This is a genomic window from Streptomyces sp. KL2 (genome assembly GCF_046529545.1).
Classification (GTDB): domain Bacteria; phylum Actinomycetota; class Actinomycetes; order Streptomycetales; family Streptomycetaceae; genus Streptomyces; species Streptomyces radiopugnans.
On sequence record NZ_CP127170.1, the window covers coordinates 2,477,107 to 2,499,423 of the forward strand.

Annotated in this window: 21 protein-coding genes; 3 read left to right on the forward strand and 18 right to left on the reverse strand. The window is 75.6% G+C overall.

Annotation, left to right across the window (positions count from 1 at the left end; translation table 11 throughout):
• Nucleotides 1–69: 69 nt before the first annotated feature.
• The 3 genes from QPK52_RS11165 to QPK52_RS11175 are packed head-to-tail and all read right to left on the reverse strand — an operon-like array spanning nucleotide 70 to nucleotide 3,619.
• Nucleotides 70–1,764, reverse strand: a complete 1,695-nt coding sequence (locus QPK52_RS11165; protein WP_410537295.1) for an L-aspartate oxidase — start codon at nucleotides 1,762–1,764, stop codon at nucleotides 70–72.
• A gap of 5 nt (nucleotides 1,765–1,769) precedes the next feature.
• Entirely contained in the window at nucleotides 1,770–2,675 is a 906-nt protein-coding gene (gene panC, locus QPK52_RS11170) for a pantoate--beta-alanine ligase (RefSeq protein WP_410537296.1), read from the reverse strand.
• A gap of 32 nt (nucleotides 2,676–2,707) precedes the next feature.
• Nucleotides 2,708–3,619 (reverse strand): Rossmann-like and DUF2520 domain-containing protein, encoded by a 912-nt coding sequence (locus tag QPK52_RS11175; RefSeq protein WP_410537297.1) that lies wholly within the window; start codon nucleotides 3,617–3,619, stop codon nucleotides 2,708–2,710.
• A gap of 221 nt (nucleotides 3,620–3,840) precedes the next feature.
• Here QPK52_RS11175 and QPK52_RS11180 point away from each other — a divergent pair, with 221 nt between their 5' ends.
• Nucleotides 3,841–5,154 carry a threonine aldolase family protein gene (locus QPK52_RS11180; RefSeq protein ID WP_410537298.1) on the forward strand — a complete coding sequence of 438 codons (1,314 nt, stop codon included), beginning with the start codon at nucleotides 3,841–3,843 and terminating at the stop codon, nucleotides 5,152–5,154.
• A 52-nt stretch (nucleotides 5,155–5,206) separates the two neighbouring features.
• Here QPK52_RS11180 and QPK52_RS11185 read toward each other — a convergent pair whose 3' ends face one another.
• The 4 genes from QPK52_RS11185 to QPK52_RS11200 all read right to left on the reverse strand — a co-directional run bounded on the left by QPK52_RS11185 (nucleotide 5,207) and on the right by QPK52_RS11200 (nucleotide 9,451).
• On the reverse strand, nucleotides 5,207–5,893 hold the full coding sequence (locus QPK52_RS11185; protein ID WP_410537299.1) for a response regulator: 687 nt from the start codon (nucleotides 5,891–5,893) through the stop codon (nucleotides 5,207–5,209).
• Nucleotides 5,894–5,999: 106 nt separating this feature from the next.
• The gene (locus tag QPK52_RS11190) at nucleotides 6,000–7,226 is read right to left on the reverse strand and encodes a sensor histidine kinase (protein WP_410537300.1); all 1,227 of its coding nucleotides are present in this window, start codon (nucleotides 7,224–7,226) and stop codon (nucleotides 6,000–6,002) included.
• Between the two features lie 36 nt (nucleotides 7,227–7,262).
• Entirely contained in the window at nucleotides 7,263–8,324 is a 1,062-nt protein-coding gene (locus tag QPK52_RS11195) for an SAM-dependent methyltransferase (protein WP_410537301.1), read from the reverse strand.
• Nucleotides 8,325–8,356: 32 nt separating this feature from the next.
• A complete protein-coding gene (locus QPK52_RS11200; protein WP_410540296.1) occupies nucleotides 8,357–9,451 on the reverse strand; it encodes an NADH-quinone oxidoreductase subunit D in 1,095 nt (364 codons plus the stop codon).
• Nucleotides 9,452–9,686: 235 nt separating this feature from the next.
• Here QPK52_RS11200 and QPK52_RS11205 point away from each other — a divergent pair, with 235 nt between their 5' ends.
• Entirely contained in the window at nucleotides 9,687–10,238 is a 552-nt protein-coding gene (locus tag QPK52_RS11205) for a PH domain-containing protein (protein WP_410537302.1), read from the forward strand.
• On the forward strand, nucleotides 10,238–11,554 hold the full coding sequence (locus QPK52_RS11210) for a PH domain-containing protein (protein WP_410537303.1): 1,317 nt from the start codon (nucleotides 10,238–10,240) through the stop codon (nucleotides 11,552–11,554). Before QPK52_RS11205 ends, QPK52_RS11210 begins: the two co-directional genes overlap by 1 nt.
• A gap of 49 nt (nucleotides 11,555–11,603) precedes the next feature.
• Here QPK52_RS11210 and QPK52_RS11215 read toward each other — a convergent pair whose 3' ends face one another.
• The 11 genes from QPK52_RS11215 to ftsH all read right to left on the reverse strand — a co-directional run bounded on the left by QPK52_RS11215 (nucleotide 11,604) and on the right by ftsH (nucleotide 22,062).
• A complete protein-coding gene (locus QPK52_RS11215) occupies nucleotides 11,604–12,806 on the reverse strand; it encodes a hypothetical protein (protein ID WP_410537304.1) in 1,203 nt (400 codons plus the stop codon).
• A 120-nt stretch (nucleotides 12,807–12,926) separates the two neighbouring features.
• Nucleotides 12,927–14,069, reverse strand: a complete 1,143-nt coding sequence (locus QPK52_RS11220) for a hypothetical protein (protein ID WP_410537305.1) — start codon at nucleotides 14,067–14,069, stop codon at nucleotides 12,927–12,929.
• Between the two features lie 112 nt (nucleotides 14,070–14,181).
• Nucleotides 14,182–14,793, reverse strand: coding sequence for a class I SAM-dependent methyltransferase (locus tag QPK52_RS11225; RefSeq protein ID WP_410537306.1), 612 nt, complete (start codon nucleotides 14,791–14,793; stop codon nucleotides 14,182–14,184).
• A 56-nt stretch (nucleotides 14,794–14,849) separates the two neighbouring features.
• A complete protein-coding gene (locus QPK52_RS11230; RefSeq protein WP_410537307.1) occupies nucleotides 14,850–16,058 on the reverse strand; it encodes an amidase family protein in 1,209 nt (402 codons plus the stop codon).
• Between the two features lie 65 nt (nucleotides 16,059–16,123).
• Nucleotides 16,124–16,615, reverse strand: a complete 492-nt coding sequence (locus QPK52_RS11235) for a DUF3180 domain-containing protein (protein ID WP_410537308.1) — start codon at nucleotides 16,613–16,615, stop codon at nucleotides 16,124–16,126.
• 154 nt (nucleotides 16,616–16,769) lie between these two features.
• On the reverse strand, nucleotides 16,770–17,366 hold the full coding sequence (gene folK, locus QPK52_RS11240) for a 2-amino-4-hydroxy-6-hydroxymethyldihydropteridine diphosphokinase (RefSeq protein WP_410537309.1): 597 nt from the start codon (nucleotides 17,364–17,366) through the stop codon (nucleotides 16,770–16,772).
• Nucleotides 17,363–17,722 carry a dihydroneopterin aldolase gene (gene folB / locus QPK52_RS11245; RefSeq protein WP_093657660.1) on the reverse strand — a complete coding sequence of 120 codons (360 nt, stop codon included), beginning with the start codon at nucleotides 17,720–17,722 and terminating at the stop codon, nucleotides 17,363–17,365. The genes folK and folB overlap by 4 nt, the downstream gene beginning before the upstream one ends.
• A 143-nt stretch (nucleotides 17,723–17,865) precedes the next feature.
• The gene (locus QPK52_RS11250) at nucleotides 17,866–18,363 is read right to left on the reverse strand and encodes a nuclear transport factor 2 family protein (protein WP_410537310.1); all 498 of its coding nucleotides are present in this window, start codon (nucleotides 18,361–18,363) and stop codon (nucleotides 17,866–17,868) included.
• Nucleotides 18,360–19,226: a dihydropteroate synthase gene (gene folP, locus QPK52_RS11255; protein WP_410537311.1), complete on the reverse strand. Its 867-nt coding sequence runs from the start codon at nucleotides 19,224–19,226 to the stop codon at nucleotides 18,360–18,362. The genes QPK52_RS11250 and folP overlap by 4 nt, the downstream gene beginning before the upstream one ends.
• Nucleotides 19,227–19,288: 62 nt before the next feature.
• Nucleotides 19,289–19,894: a GTP cyclohydrolase I FolE gene (gene folE / locus QPK52_RS11260; protein ID WP_410537312.1), complete on the reverse strand. Its 606-nt coding sequence runs from the start codon at nucleotides 19,892–19,894 to the stop codon at nucleotides 19,289–19,291.
• A 125-nt stretch (nucleotides 19,895–20,019) separates the two neighbouring features.
• Complete coding sequence (gene ftsH / locus QPK52_RS11265; protein WP_410537313.1) at nucleotides 20,020–22,062, reverse strand: ATP-dependent zinc metalloprotease FtsH; 2,043 nt, start codon at nucleotides 22,060–22,062, stop codon at nucleotides 20,020–20,022.
• Between the last annotated feature and the right edge of the window lie 255 nt (nucleotides 22,063–22,317).

Below are 22,317 nucleotides of genomic sequence, written 5' to 3' on the forward strand. Positions count from 1 at the left end.
CTTCTCCGCCCGCGCGGCCACAGCGCAGGCTCCTGATGACATGCGGCCCGGCGGCCGCGCGTGCGACGCTCATGGTGTCCCTCCGCCCGTGACCGGGGGAAACGCGGTCGAGTCGGTCGTACCGACGGCGAGCTCGGAGCCCCCGGCGGTGGGACGCAGGGCGACGACCAGGTGCCGGCGCCAGGACTCGTCGTCCCGTTCGGGGTGGTCCTCGCGCCAGTGGCAGCCGCGGGTCTCGGTACGGCGCAGGGCGGCGGCGACCAGGACGCCGGCGACGAGGTGGAGGTTGGCCGCCTCCCAGGTCTCGACACCGGGCTCGGCCGGCTTGCCGGTCCCGTCCGGCGCCAGCGCCGCCAGCTCCTCCGCGGCCCGCGCCAGGCTCTCCGCGGAACGCAGCACCCCGGCGCCGGCGGTCATGGTGCGCTGGATCGCGTGCCGCGCCTCGGCGGGCGGCAGCGGAACGGTCCGCGTGTCCGCGAGGTCGCCGGGGTCCGCGGGAACCGGGGTCCGCACGGGGGTGCGGGCGATGTCGGCGGCGATCCGCTCGGCGAAGACCAGGCCCTCCAGCAGGGAGTTGGAGGCCAGCCGGTTGGCGCCGTGCACGCCCGTGCAGGCGACCTCGCCGCACGCGTACAGGCCGGGCACGGTGGTGCGGCCCGCCAGGTCGGTGCGCACCCCGCCGGAGGCGTAGTGCGCGGCGGGCGCCACCGGGACCGGCTCGGTGACCGGGTCGATGCCGTGGGCGCGGCAGGCGGCGAGGATGGTGGGGAACCGCTCCTGCCACATCCGGGCGCCGAAGTGCCGGGCGTCCAGGTACATGCAGTCGGCGCCCCGCTCGCGCATCCGCCGCATGATGCCCTTGGCGACGATGTCGCGCGGTGCCAGCTCGGCCAGTTCGTGCTGCCCGGCCATGAAGCGCTCGCCTTCGGCGTCGACGAGGTGCGCGCCCTCGCCGCGCACGGCCTCCGACACCAGCGGCTGCTGGCCCTCGCTGCCCGGGCCCAGGTAGAGCACGGTCGGGTGGAACTGGACGAACTCCAGGTCGGAGACCTCCGCGCCCGCCCGCAGCGCCAGCGCGACGCCGTCGCCGGTGGAGACGGGCGGATTGGTGGTCGCGGAGAACACCTGGCCCATCCCGCCGGTGGCCAGCACCACCGCCGGGGCGTGGACGGCGCCCACGCCGTCGTGCCGCCCTTCGCCCATCACGTGGAGGGAGACGCCCGCGGCGTGCCCGCCGGCGTCCTTGAGCAGGTCCAGGACGAGGGCGTTCTCCACCGTCTCTATCCCGGCGTCGCGTACGGCCGCCACCAGGGCGCGGGATATCTCCGCGCCGGTCGCGTCGCCGCCCGCGTGGGCGATGCGGCGGCGGTGGTGGCCGCCCTCGCGGGTCAGGGCGATCCGGCCGGTCTCGGCGGAGGTGTCGAACCGCGCCCCGGCGGCGATCAGCCGCCGTACCGCGTCCGGCCCCTCGGTGACCAGGGTGCGCACCGCCTCCTCGTCGCACAGGCCCGCGCCCGCGACCAGGGTGTCGTCCAGGTGCTGGCCGGGGGTGTCGCCCTCGCCCAGCGCGGCGGCGATCCCGCCCTGCGCCCAGCGCGTGGAGCCGGCGTCCAGCCGGGCCTTGGTGACGATCACCGTCTTGCGGCCGGAGGCCGCGCAGCGCAGCGCGGCGGTCAGGCCGGCCACTCCGGAGCCGACCACCACCACGTCCGCGGCGATGGCCCAGCCGGAGCGCGGCGCGTCCAGCCGCAGGCCTGCCGTCATCCCGTTCACCGAACCCCTCCGGGGCGTCCGAGGCGCAGCCGGACGTTGTCGATCAGTCGTGTGGTGCCCACCCGCGCCGCGACCGCGAGCACGGCCTCGCCCTCGTAGGCGCCGGGCTCCGCCGGGACCTCCGTGAAGTGGGCCGGGTCCACCAGCGCCAGGTAGTCCGGCACCAGCGGCGGCCGTGCCCGCCCGGCCTCCGCCAGTACGGCCTCGGCGGCCTGGCGCACCTCGCGCGGACCCGCCCCGCCCGCGGCCACCGCGTCGCGCCCGGCGAACAGGGCGCGCGAGAGGGCCAGGGCGGTGGTGCGCTCGGCCTCCGACAGGTAGCGGTTGCGGCTGGAGAGGGCCAGTCCGTCGGGCTCGCGCACGGTGGGGACGCCCTCGATCTCCACGGGGAAGTTCAGATCGCGCACCATCCGGGTGATCAGGGCGAGCTGCTGGGCGTCCTTCTCCCCGTAGAGCGCCAGGTCGGGGGCGGTGAGGTGGAGCAGCTTGGCGACGACGGTGAGCATCCCGTCGAAGTGGCCGGGCCGGCTGGCGCCCTCCAGGCGCTCGCCCATCGGGCCCGCGCTGATCCTCACCTCCGGCTCCCCGCCGGGGTACACCTCCTCCACCGGCGGCGCGAAGACGGCGTCGGCGCCCGCGCCCGCGGCCACCACGACGTCCGCGTCCAGGGTGCGCGGGTAGCGGTCCAGGTCCTCGCCCGCGCCGAACTGCAGCGGGTTGACGAAGACGGTGACCACCACCTGCCCCTCGGCCCCGGCCCTCTCCCGGGCGGCGCGGACCAGGGCCGCGTGGCCCTCGTGCAGGGCGCCCATCGTCATCACCACCGCCCGCCGCCCCCGGCGCGGCAGGGCGCGCAGCTCGGCGGCGGTGTGCAGGACGGGTACGGGTGTGGGCGCGGGCACGGCTGGGCTCCTGTGGTCGGCGGTCGGTCCGGTCACCGGGTACCCCCGTCGGAGAGGACCTCCAGCAGATCCTCGGCCAGTTCCGGCCTGAGCAGTCCGCCGGCCAGGGCCCGGTCGGCGGTGGTGCGGGCCATCGCGAGGTAGCCCGCCACCGCCTGCGGGGCGTGGCGGCGCAGCTCGGCGATGTGGGCGGCGACCGTACCGGCGTCGCCCCGGGCGACCGGGCCGGTCAGCGCGGCGTCGCCGGAGCGCAGGGCGTTGTCCAGGGCCGCGCCGAGCAGCGGGCCGAGCATCCGGTCGGGTGCGGAGACCCCGGCGGTGCGCAGCAGTTCCATGGCCTGGGCGACCAGTGTGACCAGGTGGTTGGCGCCGAGGGCCAGGGCCGCGTGGTAGAGCGGGCGGGCCTCCTCGGCGATCCACTCCGGTTCCCCGCCCATCTCGATGACCAGGGCCTCGGCGGCCAGGCGCAGTTCCTCGGGCGCGGTGACGCCGAAGGAGCAGCCCGCCAGCCGCTGCACGTCCACGGGCGTGCCGGTGAACGTCATCACCGGGTGCAGCGCCAGCGGCAGTGCCCCGGCCCGCGTCGCGGGGCCGAGGACGGCGGTGCCGTAGCGGCCCGAGGCGTGCGCCAGCAGCTGTCCGGGGCGTACGGCGCCGGTCTCGGCCAGGCCCGCGGCCAGGGCGGGCAGGGCGTCGTCGGGGACGGTGAGCAGGACGAGGTCGGCGCGGGCCAGGACCTCGGCGGGCTCCACCAGCGGCACCCCCGGCAGCAGGGCATCGGCCCGGCGGCGGGAGGCGTCGGAGACGCCGGACGCGGCCACCGGGCGGTGCCCGGCCAGGGCCAGGGCCGCGGCCAGGGCGGGGCCGACGCGGCCCGCGCCGACGACGCCGACGGTCAGGCGCGCGGGACGGTCCCCGGCGGCGCCGGAGGGGGGTTGGTTCACGTGAGCTCGGCCTTCCGTTCCAGTCCGCAGGACCCGGTACCGGACGATTGCTGCCATGCTACGCGGACTCACCGGCTCCCCGTCCCGCCCGCCCACCGGGCGGGACGGGCGCGGGACGGGCCGGCGCGGGGCTCGGGGCCTCGCCGGGCCGGCGGGGGCCGCCGGGGACCGGCGGGGAAAAGACCGGCGCCGGGCCTGCGCGGTGGGGGATCATCGGGCGCATGACCGCTGACGAGGCAACCGGGGAAGCAGAGGAAGCGCGCGGAGGCACCGGGTCAGGGGGCTCCGGTGCCGGGGACGCCGAGGCCAGGGATGCCGAGGCCGGGGACGCCGAGGCCAGGGATGCCGAGGCCGGGGATGCCGAGGCCGAGCGGGCCCGCAGGCTCGCGGCGTGGACCGCGGCGCGGCGGAAGCTGTCCGACGGCCCGGTGGACGGCACGCTCGCCGGGCGGCTGGCCCGGCTGGCGGAGGAGGGCGCCGAGGTGTACGACCTGGACGGCAGCCCCGACATCTACGGCGACGGGATCGTCACCCGCCTGGAGGAGCGCACCGCCGCCGCGCTGGGCCGCGAGGCCGCCGCGTTCTTCCCCACCGGCACCATGGCCCAGCAGGTCGCCCTGCGCTGCTGGGCGGGCCGTACCGGCAACCCGGTCGTCGCCCTGCACCCGGCGGCGCACCCCGAGCGCCACGAGCGGGGCGCGCTGGGGCGGCTGAGCGGGCTGGGCACCGTGCACCCCACCACCGAGCCGCGCCCGCCCACCGCCGAGGAGGTACGGGAGCTGGAGGAGCCCTTCGGCACGCTGATGCTCGAACTCCCGCTGCGCGACGCCGGCTTCGTGCTGCCGACGTGGGACGAGCTGGTGGCGGTGACCGAGGCCGCGCGGGAGCGGGACGCGGTGGTGCACTTCGACGGCGCGCGGCTGTGGGAGTGCACCGCGCACTTCGGGCGCACGCTCCCGGAGATCGCCGCTCTGGCCGACAGCGTGTACGTGTCCTTCTACAAGTCCCTCGGCGGCCTCTCGGGCGCCGCCCTGGCCGGGCCCGCGGACTTCGTGGCGGAGGCGCGCGCCTGGCGGCACCGCTACGGCGGGCAGGTCTTCCAGCAGTGGCCCGCCGCGCTGTCCGCCCTGGTGGGGCTGGAGCGGGAACTGCCCCGGCTGCCCCGGTACGCCGCCCACGCCACGATGGTCGCGGCGGCGCTGCGGGAGGGGCTGGCGGAGGCCGGGATGCCGTGGTTCCGGATCCATCCGGCCGAGCCGCACACCCACCAGTTCCAGGTGTGGCTGCCGTACGGCGCCGACGGGCTGACGGAGGCGGGGGTGCGGCAGGCCGAGGAGGACGGGACGGTGCTGTTCCGCGTCTGGGACGCGCCGGGTGCGCCCGGTCCGCCGGGGACGGCCGTGACCGAGGTGACGGTGGGCGCTCCGGGGCTGCGCTGGGGTCCGCAGGACGTGCGCGACGCGCTGTACGGCTTCCTCGCCCGCGTCCCGGAGCGGGGTGCGGCCGGCGGGGGCCCGGGGGCCGCCGGTGCCTGAGATCTCCCGGGTCCGGGCCCCCGGGCCCGGGATCTTCCGGGAGCGCCGGCCCTCAGACGCCCCCGCCGCCCGCCCGCACCAGCCCCGTCTCGTACGCCAGCACCACCGCCTGCACCCGGTCGCGCAGCTCCAGCTTGGTGAGGATGCGGCCCACGTGCGTCTTGACGGTGGCCTCCGAGAGCACCAGGCGCCGGGCGATCTCGCCGTTCGACAGCCCCTGGGCCACCAGCAGCAGCACCTCGCGCTCGCGGTCCGTCAGCCGCTCCAGCTCCTTGGGGGCGGGCCGCTCGGAGGCGGCGGGCAGCAGGGAGGCGAAGCGGTCGAGGAGGCGGCGGGTGGTGGAGGGCGCGACCACCGCGTCGCCGCTGTGGACGGCGCGGATGGCGGCCAGCAGCTCGCCGGGCGGCACGTCCTTGAGGAGGAAGCCGCCGGCCCCGGCCCGCAGGGCGGAGAAGGCGTACTCGTCCAGGTCGAAGGTGGTCAGGATCAGCACCCGGGGGCTGCCGGGGCCGCCCTCGCCCCCCTCGCAGATGCGGCGGGTGGCCTCGACCCCGTCGAGGCGGGGCATACGCACGTCCATCAGCACCACGTCCACGGCCGTGGCACGGAGCTTCTCCAGCGCCTCGGCGCCGTCCCCGGCCTCGGCGACGACCTCCATGTCCGGCTGGGCGTCCAGCACCATGCGGAAGCCGGTGCGCAGCAGCGCCTGGTCGTCGACGAGCATCACACGGACGGTCATGGTCTCCCCTGGGGCTGTTCGGTCGGGCAGGACGGCGCGGCGGGCGGTGCCGTCGGACGGCGCGGCGGCGCGGCGGCGGCGGGCGGTGCGCTCCGCGCGGGGCCGTTCACCCGGTGCTCTTCAGCGGCAGCACCGCGCTGATCCGGAAGCCGCCGCCGGGCCGCGGCCCGGCGTCCAGGCTGCCGCCGACCATGCCGACGCGCTCGCGCATCCCGATCAGCCCCTGGCCGAGGCCGTCCAGCCCGCCGACCTCGTACAGCTCGCGCTGCGCGCCGCGGCCGTCGTCCTCGGCCAGCAGGGTCAGGTCGTCGGCGCCGTAGGTCAGCCGCACCGTCGCGCCGACGTCCGGGCCGCCGTGCTTGCGGGTGTTGGTCAGCGCCTCCTGCACGATGCGGTACGCGGTCAGCTCGACGCTGCTGGGCAGCGGCCGGGGGGTGCCCTCGACGCGGAAGTCCACGGTCAGGCCCGCGCCGCGCACCTGCTCGACGAGGTCGGCGAGCTGCTCGACACCGGGCTGGGGCACGTACTCGCCGCTCTCGGAGTGCTCCCCGGTGCGCAGCACGCCCAGCAGTCTGCGCATCTCCGACAGCGCCTGGCGCCCGGTGCCGGAGATGGTCTCCAGCGCCTGCCGGGCCTGCTCGGGCGCGGTGTCCATGACGTAGGCGGCGCCGTCGGCCTGGACGACCATCACCGAGACGTTGTGCGCGACCACGTCGTGCAGCTCGCGCGCTATCCGGGCGCGCTCGGCGGCGACGGCGACCTTGGCCTGCGCCTCGCGCTCCCGCTCCAGGCGGGCGGCCCGCTCCTCCAGCTGCGCGTAGTACGCGCGCCGGGTGCGCAGCGAGTCGCCCAGCACCCAGGCCAGCAGGAAGGTGGCGGTGAGGAAGACCGTGCCCAGCACCGCGGCGGCGGTGCCCTGGCCCTCGTTGGGCCAGCGCAGGGTGTGGACGGTGGGCGCGGTCAGGGCTCCGGCGAGGGCGAAGCGGGAGGCCCAGCGGATGTTGCCGGAGGCGTTGGTGAAGACGATCGCCAGCAGGGCGAAGTTGGCCGGCACCGGGAACGCGCCCGTCACCACCTCCGCCAGCCCCGCCCCGGTGGCCAGCAGCAGCATCTTCTCCGGCGCCCGGCGGCGCAGGGCCACCACGGTGCACAGCGCGAGGGCGATCGGGACGGAGGCGGCCTGCTGCACGCCCCCCTGCCCCAGCGACTCGGCCGACGACGGGTGCGCCATGATCCCGACGAGCCACATGGCCGACATCACCAGCAGGACGGCGGCCCACGCCCCGTCGACCAGGGTGGGATGCCTGCGTAGGAACTCGTAGAGCCGGTGCACATAACCCAGCGTAGGCAGACCGGGCACGCGCCGGGGTCAACCGGACGGCCGATCCCCCGCCTCCCCGTGTACTCCCCAGGGTGGAGGCAGCGGGGCCCCGCGGGGCTGGAGCAGCCAGGTGAAGGCGCCCAGGCCCGCCGGGTCGGTCAGCTCGGCGGCCTCGCCCGCGCGGCCCAGGAGCCGCACGTACCCGGCCGGGTCGCTCGACGCCAGGGCGAGCGGCGGCCGTGCGCCGCTCACGCCCAGGGCGTGCAGCGCCTCGCGCTGGGAGAGCGGCAGACCCGGGCCGGTCCCCGGGGCGCCGGCGCGCTCGGCCGCCGCCGCGCACGCGTCGAGGGCCACGTGGGCGGTCAGATCGCACCGGCCGTCGGGGACGGGCCGCACCTCGCGGCCGTCGCGGTAGCCGGTGAGGGTGCCCAGCGGGGGGCGGGCTGAGCGGGTGTGGGCGTAGTCGACGGCGACGGCCAGCCCGCGCTCCAGGCAGGACACCGCCCGCGCCCAGGCCGCGTCGCGGGGGCGGCCGATCTCCGCGCGCAGTCCCGGTTCGGGCGGCAGCGGCCACCAGCGGGCCAGCCACTCGGCGTCCTCGCCGGTCACCGGCCCGCCCAGGCGCTCGGTGCCGTCGGCGTCCACCAGGACGTGGCGGGGGACGCCGTCCCCGCCGGTCTCGGCGACGTCCACGGGGACGTCGTCCAGCCACTCGTTGGCGAACAGCAGCCCGCTCACGCCGCGCGGGGGGTCGGCGGACCAGGCGATGGCCGGGTCGAGCCCGTCCGGGCGCCGGGCGCGTTCGACGGCGTGGGGGCGCACCCGGGCCGCCAGCGAGCCGGGCCGCCCGGACAGCGCCGCCAGCACGCCGGTCAGCAGCTCGCCGCGGCCGGCCCCGTAGTCGATCAGCGCCAGTTCGCCGGGGTGCCCCAGCACCTCGTCCACGCGCCGCAGCAGCTCGGCCACCGCGCCCGCGAACAGCGGCGAGGCGTGCACGGAGGTGCGGAAGTGGGCGGCGGGGGCGTGGCGCACGAAGAAGCCCTCCGGACCGTAGAGCGCCTCCTCGGCCGCCTCCCGCCAGCGCCGCGGCCCCTTCACCGGGCCCTTCACCGGGCCCTTCGCCGCCCCCCTCGCCGGGCCCGTCACTTGTCGATGTCGCCGACGACGAAGAACATCGACCCCAGGATCGCCACCATGTCGGCCACCAGCGTGCCCGGCAGCAGCTCGGACAGCACCTGGACGTTGTTGTACGAGGCGGAGCGGAGCTTGAGCCGGTACGGGGTCTTCTCCCCCTTGGAGACCAGGTAGTAGCCGTTGATGCCGAGCGGGTTCTCCGTCCAGGCGTAGGTGGCGCCCTCCGGGGCCTTGAGCACCTTGGGCAGCCGCTGGTTGACCGGGCCGGGCGGCAGGCCGGCGAGGCGGTCCAGGCAGGCGTCGGCGAGGTCGAGGGAGTTGCGGGTCTGCTCCAGCAGCACCTCGAAGCGGGCCAGGCAGTCCCCCTCGGCGCGGGTGACGACCCGCAGCACGTCCGCCAGCTCCCCGTACGCCAGGTAGGGCTCGTCGCGGCGCAGGTCGAAGTCCACGCCGGAGGCGCGGGCGATGGGGCCGCTCACCCCGTAGGCGTGGACGGCCTCGGGGGTGAGCACGCCCACGCCGCGGGTGCGGCCGCGGAAGATCTCGTTGCCGAGGACGAGCCGGTCGTAGGTGCCCAGCTTCGCGCGGACGGCGGCCACCGCCTGCCGGGTGCGGCCGAGCCAGCCCGCCGGGAGGTCCTCCTTGAGGCCGCCGACCCGGTTGAACATGTAGTGGATGCGCCCGCCGGAGACCTCCTCCATGACGCGCTGGAGGTCCTCGCGCTCGGTGAAGGCGTGGAACATGGGCGTGATGGCGCCCAGCTCCAGCGGATAGGAGCCGAGGAACATCAGGTGGTTGAGGACCCGGTTCAGCTCCGCCAGCAGGGTGCGCGCCCACACGGCCCGCTCGGGGACCTCCATGCCCAGCATCCGCTCGACGGCCATGACGACGCCGAGTTCGTTGGAGAAGGCCGACAGCCAGTCGTGGCGGTTGGCCAGAACGATGATCTGCCGGTAGTCGCGTGCCTCGAACAGCTTCTCCGCGCCGCGGTGCATGTAGCCGATCACCGGCTCGGCCGCGCTGATCCGCTCGCCGTCCAGTACGAGCCTCAGCCGCAGCACGCCGTGGGTGGAGGGGTGCTGGGGACCGATGTTGAGCACCATGTCGGTGCTCTCCGCCGCGCCGCCGATGCCGACGGTGGTCACGGCGGCGGCGCTGCCGGGGCGCTCGGCGGACGCGGCGGGCTCGGCGTTGGTACCGGGATCGCTCATGGTCCTCAGTCTGGCAGCTCCGCCGGGAGGGCGGCCCCTCTCCCCTTCCCCTCCCCGGTCCCACCGCCCCGCCCCCTCCTCCCCGCGGTGGATACGCACCGTCACCACCGCCGCCTACCCTTGTCCCATGAGTCAGCTGACAGGGGGGCCGTCCGACGGGGAGACCGACCGGACCGGGCAGGCCGGGCAGGCCGCGCGGACCGGGGAGCCGGAGGGCGCCGAGCGGTGGCGCGGCGTCGAGCGCGGGCTGCTGCGGATGCGCAGAACGCTGCTGGCGGCCGTGTCCGTGCCGCTCGCCGCGGTGCTGGGGCCGGTCCTGTGGCTGGCCGCCGGTCCGTGGTGGGCCGTCCTCGCCGCGGCGCCGGCGGCGGTCGCGCTGTGGGGATGGAGGGCGATCGCCCGCAACTGGGCCTCCTGGCGGTACGCCGAGCGTGACGACGACCTGCTGATCGCCCGCGGGGTGATATGGCGCGAGCTGACCGTCGTGCCCTACGGCCGGATGCAGCTGGTGGAGGTCACCTCGGGGCCGCTGGAGCGGCACTTCGGGCTGGCCCGGGTGCAGCTGCACACCGCCGCGGCGACGACCGACGCGCACATACCCGGACTCGCCCCCGAGGAGGCCGAGCGGCTGCGCGACCGGCTCACCGAGCTGGGCGAGGCCCGTTCGGCGGGGCTGTGATGGCACTGCTCCAGCGCCCGGAGGGCAGGCGGCTGCACCCGGTCACCCCGTGGCGGCGGGCGTGGGCGCCGCTGGCCGCGCTGTTCGCCTTCGCCGCGCAGGACCCGGAGCGGGCCCGGCAGGGCGTGGAGTCCCTGACGGCCGGCCGGCTGCTGGCGGTCCTGGCGCTGCTGCTGCCGGCGACGGCCGCGTACGGCTTCCTGTCCTGGTGGATGACGAGCTACACCGTCACCGAGACCGAGCTGCGCATCCGCACGGGCCTGCTTTTCCGGCGCGTGGCCCACATCCGGCTGGACCGTCTCCAGGCGATCGACGTGGGGCGCCCCCTGCTGGCCCGCGTCGTGGGCGTGGCCAAGCTCAAGCTGGACGTGGTCGGCACGGCCAAGAAGGACGAGCTGGCGTTCCTGGGCGAGCGGGACGCCGTCGCGCTCCGCGCCGAGCTGCTGGCGCGGGCCGCGGGGATGGCCCCCGAGGCGGCGGCGGAGGCGGGCGAGGCGCCCGCCCGGGAGCTGGTGCGGGTCGGCACGCGGATGCTGGTCGTCTCACTGCTGCTGCTCGGCAGCGTCTGGGGCACGCTGGCCGCGGCGGTGGCCGTGCCCGCGCTGGTCTGGTGGGCGAGCGGCAGCCTCTGGCCCGGCCTGGCGGTGGCGGTGCCGCTGCTCAGCGGTGTGTGGCGCAGCGGTGTGGGCCGCTTCCTCACCGAGTTCGACTGGGTCGTCGCCGAGTCGCCGGACGGGATGCGGCTGGACCACGGGCTGCTGGACCGCGCCCACGCCACCGTCCCGCCCGGCCGCGTCCAGGCCGTCCGGATCGTCGAGCCGTGGCTGTGGCGGCGGCGCGGCTGGGTGCGGGTGGAGCTGGACGTGGCCGCCGGGGGCAACGAGGGCGGCCTGCTGCTGCCGGTCGCCACCCGTGAGACGGCCCGGGGCGTACTGGCGCGGGTGCTTCCCGGCGTCGACCCGGCCGAGGCGGCGGCGTCCCTGGCGCCGGTGCCGCGCCGGGCCCGCTGGGTCGTCCCGCTGTGGTGGCGGGGATACGGCCACGGGGTGACCGAGACGGTGTTCGCCTCCCGCAAGGGGCTGCTGTGCCGCACGCTGTCGCTGGTCCCGCACGCGAAGGTGCAGAGCGTACGCCTCACCCAGGGCCCCTGGGAGCGGGCCTTCGAGCTGGCGGACGTCCACGTCGACCACGGTGCGAACGGCACGGTGGCGGCCCGGCTGCGGGCGGTGGGGGAGGCCCGTGCGGTGGTGGCCGCCCAGGCCGAGCGCTCCCGCACCGGGCGCCGCCGGGCGCGGCCGGAGCGCTGGCTGACCTAGGTGCCGGCCGGGCGGGGCGGCCCGGCGGGCGGCCGGGTGAGCGGCCGGGTCAGGCGGGCCGGGCGCGGCGCAGGCCCCTGGCCGGGCCCGCATGCCGCGACGTACCGCCGTCTCCGTCTCCGTCCGCGGGAGGGGAGCTCCCGTCCTCGCTCTCGTCGCCGCCGGGTTCGCCCAGGTCGATGACCTTGCCCGCGACAGCGGGCGAGGCGGCGCGGGCCGTGGTTCCGGGGTGCGTGCTCCCGGGGGCGGAGCCGTCGTCCGGGCCGCCGTCGCCGGGGGTGCCGCCGAGGGTGCCGCCCCGGCCCCGGTCGTCCTCCTGTTCGGAGGAGCCGGCCGCGGGGTCCTGCGTCTCCGGCGCCCTGCGCCGCTTCCGGGCGCCCTGGGTGCCGAAGAAGTCGAATCCGCCGCGCTTGGGGGCGCCGCTCCCGCGGCTCCCGGGGCCCTGCCCGTACGGCTCCCCCGCTCCCGCCGTACCGCCCCGCTGCGGCGTCCGGGGCCGCGGGGCCGGCTGCGACGCCGGCTGCGACCGCGGTGGTGCCGTACGGGGCGGCACCGACAGGGGCGGCTCGGGCGATCGCGGGGCGTCCGGCTCGGCGGCCGTCACGGCCGCGGCCTCCCGCGCCGCCCCGCCCCGGCCGCGCTCCTCCCGCTCCCGCTGCCGGGCGGCGTTGACCCGCAGCCGCCTGAGCGCCTCGTCCGCCTGGAGGTAGGTGAGCGGTGTGGGCGCGCCCGACGCCCTGCGGTGGTCGGCCGCCCCGGTGGTGAGCGCCTTCGCGGGCCCGGCGGCCTCCAGGGCGAGCTGCCGCCGCCCCTCCAGGGCGCTGGCCCGCTCGGTCTCGGCGGTGGCGTACCGGCGCAGCAGCGCGGCGTGCTCGGTGCGCAGCCTCTCCAGTTCGGTGCGCTTGCGCCGGAGCGTGTCCTCCGTCTTCCGGCGTATCTCCAGGGACTCCTCCAGTTCGGTCTCCAGCTCGGCCTGGCGTTCCTCGGCCCGCCACTCGGCCGTGGCCTTGGCCGCCCTGACCTCGCCGACCCGCCGGCCGGCCTCTCTGTCCCACCGCCGCAGCAGCACGGCCCCGGTGACGGCCGCCGCGGCGGCCGCCGCGGCCAGGAGGCGCAGTACCACCACGCCGGGATCGGCCGTGTCGCCGATCAGCCATGAGGCCCCCGCGCTGACGAGTGCGACGGCCGCCACGGCGGACGGCACGAGCATCCGGTGCAGGGGCGGCGCGTGGCGGTGGCGTCCTCGTGGCATGGCCTGGAATTTACCTTGTACGCCGCCTCCCGAGGCACTGTCCGTCCCTCATTCGTTATCGGGGGAGCACCGGTCGTCACGGTCGCGCCCCCGGGCCGGCGGCCACCGGACGGCCCGGGTTCACTCCCGGCGCCGTACCGCCAGCGAGGAGACCACCACGACCACGGTGAGCACGGCGATGGTGCTGACCACGGTCAACCGCGCCGCCGGGCCCAGGGTGTTGTTGGCCTCGTGGGCGAAGTCGTACCAGACCAGCACGGACTGGAAGAGGGCGATCGCCGTGAAGACGAACAGCAGCCGGTTGCGGCGCTCGTCGCGCCGGTACTGCGTCATGTTGCGGTGGAAGTCGAGGATGTCGCGCAGCGACTGGAGCTGGACCTCCAGCACCCCGCGCTCGCGCTCCATCGCCCACCGCTCCATGGCCGCGTCCACCACCACCGCGCCCGCGTTGACGGTGTAGCGGCTCTCCTCCAGCCGCACCATCTCGCGCAGGGCCAGGTCCTTGCTGAGCTTGAGGGAGGCGGTGAACTGCCGGTCCACGTCGGCCACCCGGTCCCAGCGGGTGTCGTTGAGCCGGAGCATCCGGGCCGACACCAGGCGGTTGGCCTCGTCCACCGCGATCCACTCGCTGGTGGCCGCCATCACGCCCTCCAGCACCTCGTTGATCCGGTGTCGGGGCAGGCGGACGAGGGTGGTGAAGCCGTCCCCGAAGCGCAGGTGCGCTTCGTCGTGGATCTTGCGCTCCACGCCGTAGACGCGGGTGGCGCCGGGCTCCTGGCCGCGCGGCGGGTCCATCAGGACCCGGTGCCACCACAGCAGCCGGCCGGGGTCCATCTCCGCCCCGTCCACGGGGTCGACCAGCCCGGTGGCGAGCATGCGCTCCGATACGCCCTCCGTCCACCGCGCTATGTGCGGGTTGACCCGCTCCACCAGTTCGCGTTCGCGGCGGTGCATCTCCCCCTTGTCCGGCACCTCCACGGTCTGCATGACGTAGCAGTAGCCGCTGGGCTCGAAGCGGCACCACAGCAGCCCGGCGCCCTCCACCTCGACCGTGCCGACGGTCCTCTTGCCGCTGAGCCGGGAGCCGCCGGTGGACATGTGGTAGTCGAACAGCAGCGGGGAGTCCGGCCCCTCGGCCTGGGGCGAGAAGCCCGGCACGGCATCGGCGACCGCCTCCCTCAGCGCCCTGCCGACCTCGCCCCCGAAGGTGTTGGCGCACAACCGGAACCGCATGAGGAACGGCGCGATGAGTACCACCTGCACGACGACCAGGCCCCCTGTGTCCCCCGTTCACGTCCGGACCGTGCGTACGGCGCCCGGCGCACGGACAGCCTGCGCGGCGCGTACGGCGTGCCCGGCGCGTACGGCCCGGGGCTCACCCGGGCGCGGTGAACAGCGTCCACTCCCCGTGCCCGGCGCGACCGCCCTCGGCCGTCCATCCCCCGCCCAGCAGCCGGTGCATCCGCTCCGGCGGTACGTACAGCGGTGTCCCCGCGCGGAAGGACGTGCACCACAGCAACTGGCCGCCGGGCCTGACCACCCGCACGATCTCGGAGGGGTTGAAGACCCCGTTGAGCGACACTACCAAGGGAACACGCCCCGTTCCCAGGGGTAGTGACCGCACGTCGGCCGCCACCCAGCGCACCCCGGGCACGTCCACGCGGCGGCGCAGCATCTCCAGGCTCAGGTCGCAGGCGACCACCGACGGCACGGCGCCGGCGACCGCCTCCGTGGCCTCGCCGGTGCCGCAGCAGATCTCCACGGCCCACTCGGCGGGGCGGACACGGCGCAGCCCCTCACGGACGGGGAGGTCGTATCCGCGCTGCTCGTCGGTCCACTCCCGCCACTCCTCGGCCATCCGGTCGTAGGAGGCGCGCAGGCCCTGCCAGGCCGCCCGGTCTCCCGGGTCCTCCAGCAGTCGCTCCTGGAAGCGGCGGCTGGGGTGGGCCTCGGCCTTCAGGTCCGGTGGTTCCAGGATGTCCTCCACGTAGGGACCATAACCGGGGGCGCGCACCATTGGACAGGTGGTGCCCCGGCACCGGTTCACGCCCCCCGGGGCGGAAGTGCCCGCAGGCCCGCGCCCTCGGCCGCCCGCACCACCGAGGCGAGCAGCGCCTCCCCTCCCCTGGCGGCCGTGATCTGGAGCCCGGCCGGGCAGCCGTCGCCGGTGAAACCCGCCGGGACGCTGACCGCCGGATGGCCGCTGAGGTTGAAGGACCAGGTCAGCGCCGTGCTGTACCGGTCACCCGGACCGTCGTGGCCGTGGGGCCGGTTGGGGGTGGCCGGGGTCAGCAGCAGCCGGGCGCCGGCGAGGAGCGCGTCGAGGCGCGCGCCGTTCTCCGCCCGCGTCCGCTCCGCCGCCGCCCGGTCCCCGCCCGGGGAGCGCAGGGCGAGCCACGCCGGGCCGGGGTCCGGCAGCACGGCCTCCGCCGCCGGGGGCCCCAGGCGTACGGCGCCCGCCGCGGCCAGCCGCTCCGCCGCCGCCCTCGCCACCCGGACGACCTCCGGGTCGCTCCCGGCGAACCCCAGGTCCGGCGACCACACCGCCGCCAACGGCCCGCCGGCCCTCTCCCCGGCGCTGCCGCCCACGCCCCGGGCGCGTACACCGGGCACGCACTCCAGCCATGCCTCCAGGTCCGCGGCGCACCGGACGAGGACACCGGGCGCGGCCAGGCCCGAGCGGTCCGCCACGGGCAGCAGCCCGTTGGTCGTCTTCAGCCCGAGCACCCCGCACCACGCCGCCGGGATGCGCACCGAGCCGGCGCCGTCGGTCCCGGTGGCCATCGGCACCATCCCGGCCGCGACCGCCACCGCCGAACCCGCGGACGACCCCCCGGGCGACCGGTCCCGGCGCCAGGGGTTGACGGTGCGGCCGCAGGCGCCCAGGCCCCAGGTCCGCCACGGCGTACCGGGCCCGGGCACGGAGGTCGCCCCGACCGGTACGCATCCGGCCGCCAGCAGCCGCCGGACCGGCTCGGCCGGTTTCCCGCCCGGGCCTCCCGCCCCCGCCTTCACCCCGATCGGCACTCCCGCCAGCGGCAGCCGCTCGCCCGCCGCGACCCCGCGGTCCACCTCGGCCGCCCGCGCCCGCGCCCCGTTCGCCCACACCTCCCGGAAGGCGCACAGCGCCGGTTCCAGCCGGGCGATCCGGCCCAGGGCCGCCTCCACCACCTCGGCGGCGGACGTCTCGCGCCGCGTCACCGCACGGGCGATCGCCACCGCCGGCAGTTCCGCGTACACGTCCTCGTCCATCACCCGTCCGTCCCCCCGGGGGCCCGGGTCCCCAGGCCCCCGGGTCCCCAGGTCTCCCGGAGTCCTCAGGCCGCCGCGGCGGCCGGGGGCGGGGGCTCCTCGTCGTTCTCCGGGAGCCTGCACACCCGCTGCAGGAAGACGGCGGCCGCCACCACCGCCGCGCCCGCCAGCACCGACAGGCCCGCGTAGACCGCCTGGTCCCGGCGGGCGGGCACGTCCATGGCACCGAGGAGCAGATAGAGGCCCGCGCCGCCGTACGCGCCCGCGGCCAGGGCGGCCACCAGCGCGCTGGCCTGGCCCAGGACGACGGCGCGTGCGGCCATCATCGGCTCCACGCCCTTCGCACCGGGCCGCCGCTCGCGCTGGGCGCGCAGCCGGGCGCGGATCGACAGCGCGGTGGCGGTCAGGACCGTGGCGATCACCGCCAGCACGATCGGGGCCGCGACGGGCACGGCGGGCAGGGTGCCCAGCGCGTCCCACATCCGGGCCCCTGCCCAGGACAGCACCAGCGCGAGCGCGAAGATGCCGGCCAGCGTCCTGATACGTAGCTCCCTCACGGGACTCCCCACGTCACTCGGCGCCCCCTGGGGGCGGCACCGCCCAAACAGCATCGTCGAAACCGCGTCGAAGCCGCCGGAGAACCTTGCCCGTACGGCGCCGTCCACACTCCCGGAGCCCGTACCCGCCGGGCCCCGGCCGCGCCGCGGCCGGTCACTCCGGCAGGCTCAGTTCCAGGTCCCCCCGGCGCACCACGCCCTCCCGGCCCACGGCGCCGAGGAGGTCCGCCACCGGGCCGTGCCCGGGGACCTCGGCCCCGGGGTCCACATCGTGCCACGGCGCCAGGACGAAGGCGCGCTCGTGGCACCGGGGGTGGGGCAGGGTCAGTCCCGGGTCGTCGGAGACGACGTCCTGGTACGCCACGATGTCCACGTCGATCGTCCGCGGCCCCCAGTGCTCGTCGCGGACCCGCGCGTAGGCCTCCTCGATGGCGTGGGCCCGCTCCAGCAGCGAACCGGGCGGCAGGGTGGTCCTGAGCAGGACGACGGCGTTGAGGTAGGAGGGCTGGCTGCCCGGCTCCACGCCCCACGGCTCGGTCTCGTACACCGGCGAGACGGCCCTGACCCTCACCCCCGGGGTCTCCTCCAGCGCGTCGATCGCCCCCTGGAGCGTCTCCATGCGGTTGCCCAGGTTGCTCCCGAGCGCCACGACGGCACGCTTGGGGTTGTGCAGGGTCACATCGGCCGCGTCCACCTGGTGCACCACCGAGGCGGGCACCGGCTGTACGGTCGGGTCGCTGTTCGGCGTCATACGCGGCTCCGCTTGATGGTGATGGTCACGTCGTCGAACGGGACGGTGACGGGGGCCTCGGGCTTGTGGACGGTGACCTCCACCTCGCGCACCGCGTCGTGCGTCAGGCACTGGTCGGCGATCCGCTGGGCGAGGGTCTCGATCAGGTCGACAGGCTCGCCCCCGACGATCGCGGCGACCTCCTCGGCGACGATGCCGTAGTGCACCGTCTTGGCGAGGTCGTCCCCGGCGGCCGCGGGGCGGGTGTCCAGGCCCATCGCCAGGTCCACCACGAAAGTCTGTCCCTGCTCCCGTTCCCGCTCGAACACCCCGTGATGCCCGCGGATCCTCAGTCCGCGCAACGCGACACGGTCCACGCGCTCTCACTCCCGTCGGTCGTACGGATGCGGCGGCGGGCCGGTGGCCTCCGCGCCCCGCGCCCTCGTGTCCGGTGGGACCGGCACCGGCCGGAGCCGGTGCCGGTCCCACCGGACACGAGGCCACTCTCTCAGACCGGCGCTCAGAGCAGGGTCCCGCCCTCGCCGCCGACACCGTCGATGCCCTCGTCCCCGCCGGCCGCGTCGTCCTCTTCCTCCTCCACGAGGACCGGGGAGCCGTGGTGGGCCCACACCCGCCACCGGCCGTCCTCCGTCCTGCGGAAGACGTTGGTGGCGACCACCAGGCCGCCGACCAGGGGGCCGGCCGAGCCGTCCTCCTCGGCGGGGCCGCCGCTGAGGATGTTCTCGGTGCAGGTCACCAGGGCGGTGTCCCCCGCCACGGAGACCTCGACGTCGGTCAGGAAGAACTGGATGTACTCGGTGTTGGCCATGATCAGCGCGTAAGAGCGCAGCACCTCGTCGCGCCCGGTGAGCACCGGCCAGCCCGGGTGCACGACGCTGATCTCGCCGCCGAGCCAGCTGTCGGCCAGGGCGTCCAGGTCGCCGCGCTCCACCGCGTCGTACAGCGCGGCGTTGGCCGCCTCCACGGCCTCGACGTCCGTACGGGCCTCTCCGCTCACCTGGCTCCCTCCAGGGCCCGGGCCACCCGGACCGCGTCCGCGCTCGCCCGCACCTCGTGCACCCGTACCGCCCAGGCGCCCTCGCGCGCCACGAGCGCCGAGACCGCGGCGGTGGCCGCGTCCCGTTCCCGGGCGGGCGGCGCCTCGCCGCCGTCGCCCGCCAGCACCCGGCCCAGGAATCGCTTCCGGGAGGCCGCGACCAGCACCGGCCGCCCCAGCTCCCGGCGCAGCCGGGCGGTGGCGTCCACCAGGGCCAGGTCGTGGACGGCCTGCTTGGCGAAACCCAGCCCGGGATCGACCACGATCCGCTCCGGGGCGATCCCGCCGGCCACCGCCTGGTCCAGGGCGGCGCGCAGCTCGCCGATCACCTCGGCGACGGTGTCGGTGTAGACGGCCCGGTCGTTCATGTCGATGCTCTGGCCGCGCCAGTGCATCACCACGTACGGCACCCCGGCGGCGGCGACCACCGGGACCATGCGCGGATCCGCGCGCCCGCCGCTGACGTCGTTGACCAGCCGGGCGCCGGCCTCCACCGCCCGCTCGGCGACGGACGCCCGCATGGTGTCCACACTGATCACCGCGCCCTCGCGGGCCAGTTCGCGGACCACCGGGATCACCCGGCGCAGCTCCTCGGCCTCGTCCACTCGGGTCGCGCCGGGCCGGGTGGACTCGCCGCCCACGTCGACCAGGTCGGCGCCCTCGGCGATCAGGGCCAGACCGCGCTTGACCGCGGCCCCGGCGTCGAACCAGCGGCCTCCGTCGGAGAAGGAGTCCGGCGTGACGTTGACCACGCCCATGACCGCGCACCGGTCCCATGCCGGCAGTCCGGCCACTTCCCCGCGGGGGACGCGCAAGGTACTCATGCAGTCCAGCGTAGGCGTTCCACGGGCCCCTCCCCGCCGACGCCCCGTCGGGCGGCGCGCGGTCAGCGGGCCATGATCAGGCTCATCGCCTCGGCACGCGTGGCGGAGTCGCGGAGCTGGCCGCGGACCGCGGAGGTGATGGTCTTGGCCCCGGGCTTGCGGACGCCGCGGACCGTCATGCACATGTGCTCGCACTCGATCACGACGATCACGCCGCGCGCCTCCAGGATCTCCATCAGCGAGTCCGCGATCTGCGTCGTCAGGCGCTCCTGGACCTGGGGGCGGCGGGCGAAGACCTCCACCAGCCGGGCGAGCTTCGACAGGCCGGTGATCTTGCCGGAGTCGGCCGGGATGTAGCCGACGTGCGCCACTCCGTGGAAGGGCAGCAGGTGGTGCTCGCAGGAGGACAGCAGCTCGATGTCCTTCACCAGGACCATCTCGTCGTGGCCGAGGTCGAAGGTGGTGGTCAGGACGTCCTCCGGCCGCTGCCGCAGGCCCGCGAATATCTCCCGGTAGGCCCGGGCCACCCGGGCCGGGGTCTCGCGCAGTCCTTCGCGGTCGGGGTCCTCGCCGACCGCGATGAGCAGCTCCCGTATGGCGTTCTCGGCGCGCTTCTCGTCGAACTCTCCGACGGAGCCCTCGCCCTCCAGCGTCACCGGGTCGATCATGTGGTCCTCTTTCTCGATTGCGGGTGGCGAAAAGCCGCGCCCCTCCGGTAGTCAACCGGAGGGGCGCGGCGGGCATTCCTCGGGGCCTCACCGCCGGCCCGGGGGCCGGCGCCGGGGAGGCGCGGTCAGCTCTCCGGCCGGGGCTCGTCGGACGGCAGACGGGCCTCCTTGGAGAGCGCCGTGTCCGTCGGGCCGATCTCCTTGCCCTTCTCCTGGCCCGGCTGCGAGCCGTTGGTCAGGGCCAGTTCCTTGGGAGTGGAGACCGGCGGGCGGGTGGAGGGCATCCGGCGCGCGGAGCCCGTCCAGGCCGGGCGCGGCGGGCGCTTGACGACCGGGCGGAAGATCTCGGCGATCTCCTCCTTGCCGAGGGTCTCCTTCTCCAGGAGGGCCAGCACCAGGTTGTCCAGGACGTCCCGGTTCTCGACGAGGATCTCCCACGCCTCGTTGTGGGCGGTCTCGATCAGCTTCTTGACCTCCTCGTCCACCAGCCCGGCGACCTCCTCGGAGTAGTCGCGCTGGTGGCCCATCTCCTTGCCCAGGAAGGGCTCGGAGTTGTCGGAGCCGAACTTGATCGCGCCCAGCCGCTCGGTCATGCCGTACTGCGTGACCATGGCGCGGGCCGTGGCGGTCGCCTTCTCGATGTCGTTGGCGGCGCCGGTGGTCGGGTCGTGGAAGACCAGTTCCTCGGCCGCGCGCCCGCCCAGCATGTACGCGAGCTGGTCGAGCATCTCGTTGCGCGTCGTGGAGTACTTGTCCTCGTCGGGCAGGACCATCGTGTAGCCCAGCGCCCGGCCGCGGGAGAGGATGGTGATCTTGTGGACGGGGTCGGAGTTCGGCGAGGCCGCCGCGACCAGGGCGTGGCCGCCCTCGTGGTACGCGGTGATCTTCTTCTCCTTGTCGCTCATGATCCGGGTCCGCTTCTGCGGTCCGGCCACGACGCGGTCGATCGCCTCGTCCAGGAAGTGGTTGTCGATCAGCTTCTTGTCGCTGCGCGCGGTGAGCAGCGCCGCCTCGTTGAGCACGTTGGACAGGTCCGCGCCGGTGAAGCCGGGGGTGCGGCGGGCGACCGCGGACAGGTCCACGTCGGGCTCCATCGGCTTGCCCTTGGCGTGCACCTTGAGGATCTCCAGACGGCCCTGCATGTCGGGGCGGTCCACGGCGATCTGCCGGTCGAAGCGGCCCGGGCGCAGCAGCGCCGGGTCGAGGATGTCCGGGCGGTTGGTGGCGGCGATCAGGATGACGCCGCCCTTGACGTCGAAACCGTCCATCTCGACCAGGAGCTGGTTCAGCGTCTGCTCGCGCTCGTCGTGGCCGCCGCCCATGCCGGCGCCGCGGTGGCGGCCGACGGCGTCGATCTCGTCGACGAAGACGATCGCCGGGGCGTTCGCCTTGGCCTGCTCGAACAGGTCGCGCACACGCGAGGCGCCGACGCCGACGAACATCTCGACGAAGTCGGAGCCGGAGATCGAGTAGAACGGGACGCCCGCCTCGCCCGCGACGGCGCGCGCGAGCAGCGTCTTGCCGGTGCCGGGCGGGCCGTAGAGCAGCACGCCCTTGGGGATCTTCGCGCCGACGGCCTGGAACTTGGCGGGCTCCTGGAGGAACTCCTTGATCTCGTGGAGCTCCTCGACCGCCTCGTCCGAGCCGGCGACGTCCGCGAAGGTCGTCTTGGGGGTGTCCTTGGTGATCAGCTTCGCCTTGGACTTCCCGAAGTTCATCACCCGGGAGCCGCCGCCCTGCATCTGGTTCATCAGGAACAGGAAGACGATCACGATCAGTACGAACGGCAGCAGCGAAAGCAGCATCCCGAGGAACGGGTTCTGCTTCTGCGGCGAGACGGTGTAACCGTCCTTGATCTGCCCGTCCTGGTACTTGGACTGCAACTGCTTGGCCAGATCGACGCCCTGGTCGCCGATGTAGCTGGCCTTGATCTTGTCACTGCCCTCGATCTTCGTGCCCTCGGCGAGCTCGACCTTGACGGTCTGCTCGTCGCCGGTCGTCAGCTCGGCGGACCTGACCTTGTTCTCGTTGATCGCCTGCACGACCTGGCCGGTGTCCACCGTCTTGTAGCCGCCGGACGAGCCGACGACGTTCATCAACACGACCACGGCGAGGGCGGCCAGCACGATCCACATGACGGGACCACGGAAGTAGCGCTTCACGTCCATCCACACGGGGCGGCGCGCGCCCCGTCCCTCCTGCCACAGTGAGGCACCGCGACCCCGGGTGAGGTCGCCTGTGCGTACGGTGTATTACTCCGGCTTGCTCGGCCTACGAACAGATTGCCTCAACAGACCGACCTTCGGACGGTACCCCAGGATCACGGCCCGAAGCACCGCCGAGGCGGGCGCCGCCGGCGGACGGCTGGGTGTCCCGTCCGCCCTTTCCAACGCCGGGAGGCCCCCCGAACGTTCCCGTGCGGC

Excerpts from the sequence above, each read along its gene's own strand:
- QPK52_RS11165 (WP_410537295.1), bottom strand. The coding sequence starts at position 1,764 with ATGACGGCAGGCCTGCGGCTGGACGCGCCGCGCTCCGGCTGGGCCATC.
- QPK52_RS11180 (WP_410537298.1), top strand. The coding sequence starts at position 3,841 with ATGACCGCTGACGAGGCAACCGGGGAAGCAGAGGAAGCGCGCGGAGGC.
- QPK52_RS11185 (WP_410537299.1), bottom strand. The coding sequence starts at position 5,893 with ATGACCGTCCGTGTGATGCTCGTCGACGACCAGGCGCTGCTGCGCACC.
- QPK52_RS11200 (WP_410540296.1), bottom strand. The coding sequence starts at position 9,451 with ATGGTGCTCAACATCGGTCCCCAGCACCCCTCCACCCACGGCGTGCTG.
- QPK52_RS11205 (WP_410537302.1), top strand. The coding sequence starts at position 9,687 with ATGAGTCAGCTGACAGGGGGGCCGTCCGACGGGGAGACCGACCGGACC.
- QPK52_RS11210 (WP_410537303.1), top strand. The coding sequence starts at position 10,238 with ATGGCACTGCTCCAGCGCCCGGAGGGCAGGCGGCTGCACCCGGTCACC.
- QPK52_RS11215 (WP_410537304.1), bottom strand. The coding sequence starts at position 12,806 with ATGCCACGAGGACGCCACCGCCACGCGCCGCCCCTGCACCGGATGCTC.
- QPK52_RS11230 (WP_410537307.1), bottom strand. The coding sequence starts at position 16,058 with ATGGACGAGGACGTGTACGCGGAACTGCCGGCGGTGGCGATCGCCCGT.
- folK (WP_410537309.1), bottom strand. The coding sequence starts at position 17,366 with ATGACGCCGAACAGCGACCCGACCGTACAGCCGGTGCCCGCCTCGGTG.
- folP (WP_410537311.1), bottom strand. The coding sequence starts at position 19,226 with ATGAGTACCTTGCGCGTCCCCCGCGGGGAAGTGGCCGGACTGCCGGCA.
- folE (WP_410537312.1), bottom strand. The coding sequence starts at position 19,894 with ATGATCGACCCGGTGACGCTGGAGGGCGAGGGCTCCGTCGGAGAGTTC.
- ftsH (WP_410537313.1), bottom strand. The coding sequence starts at position 22,062 with ATGGACGTGAAGCGCTACTTCCGTGGTCCCGTCATGTGGATCGTGCTG.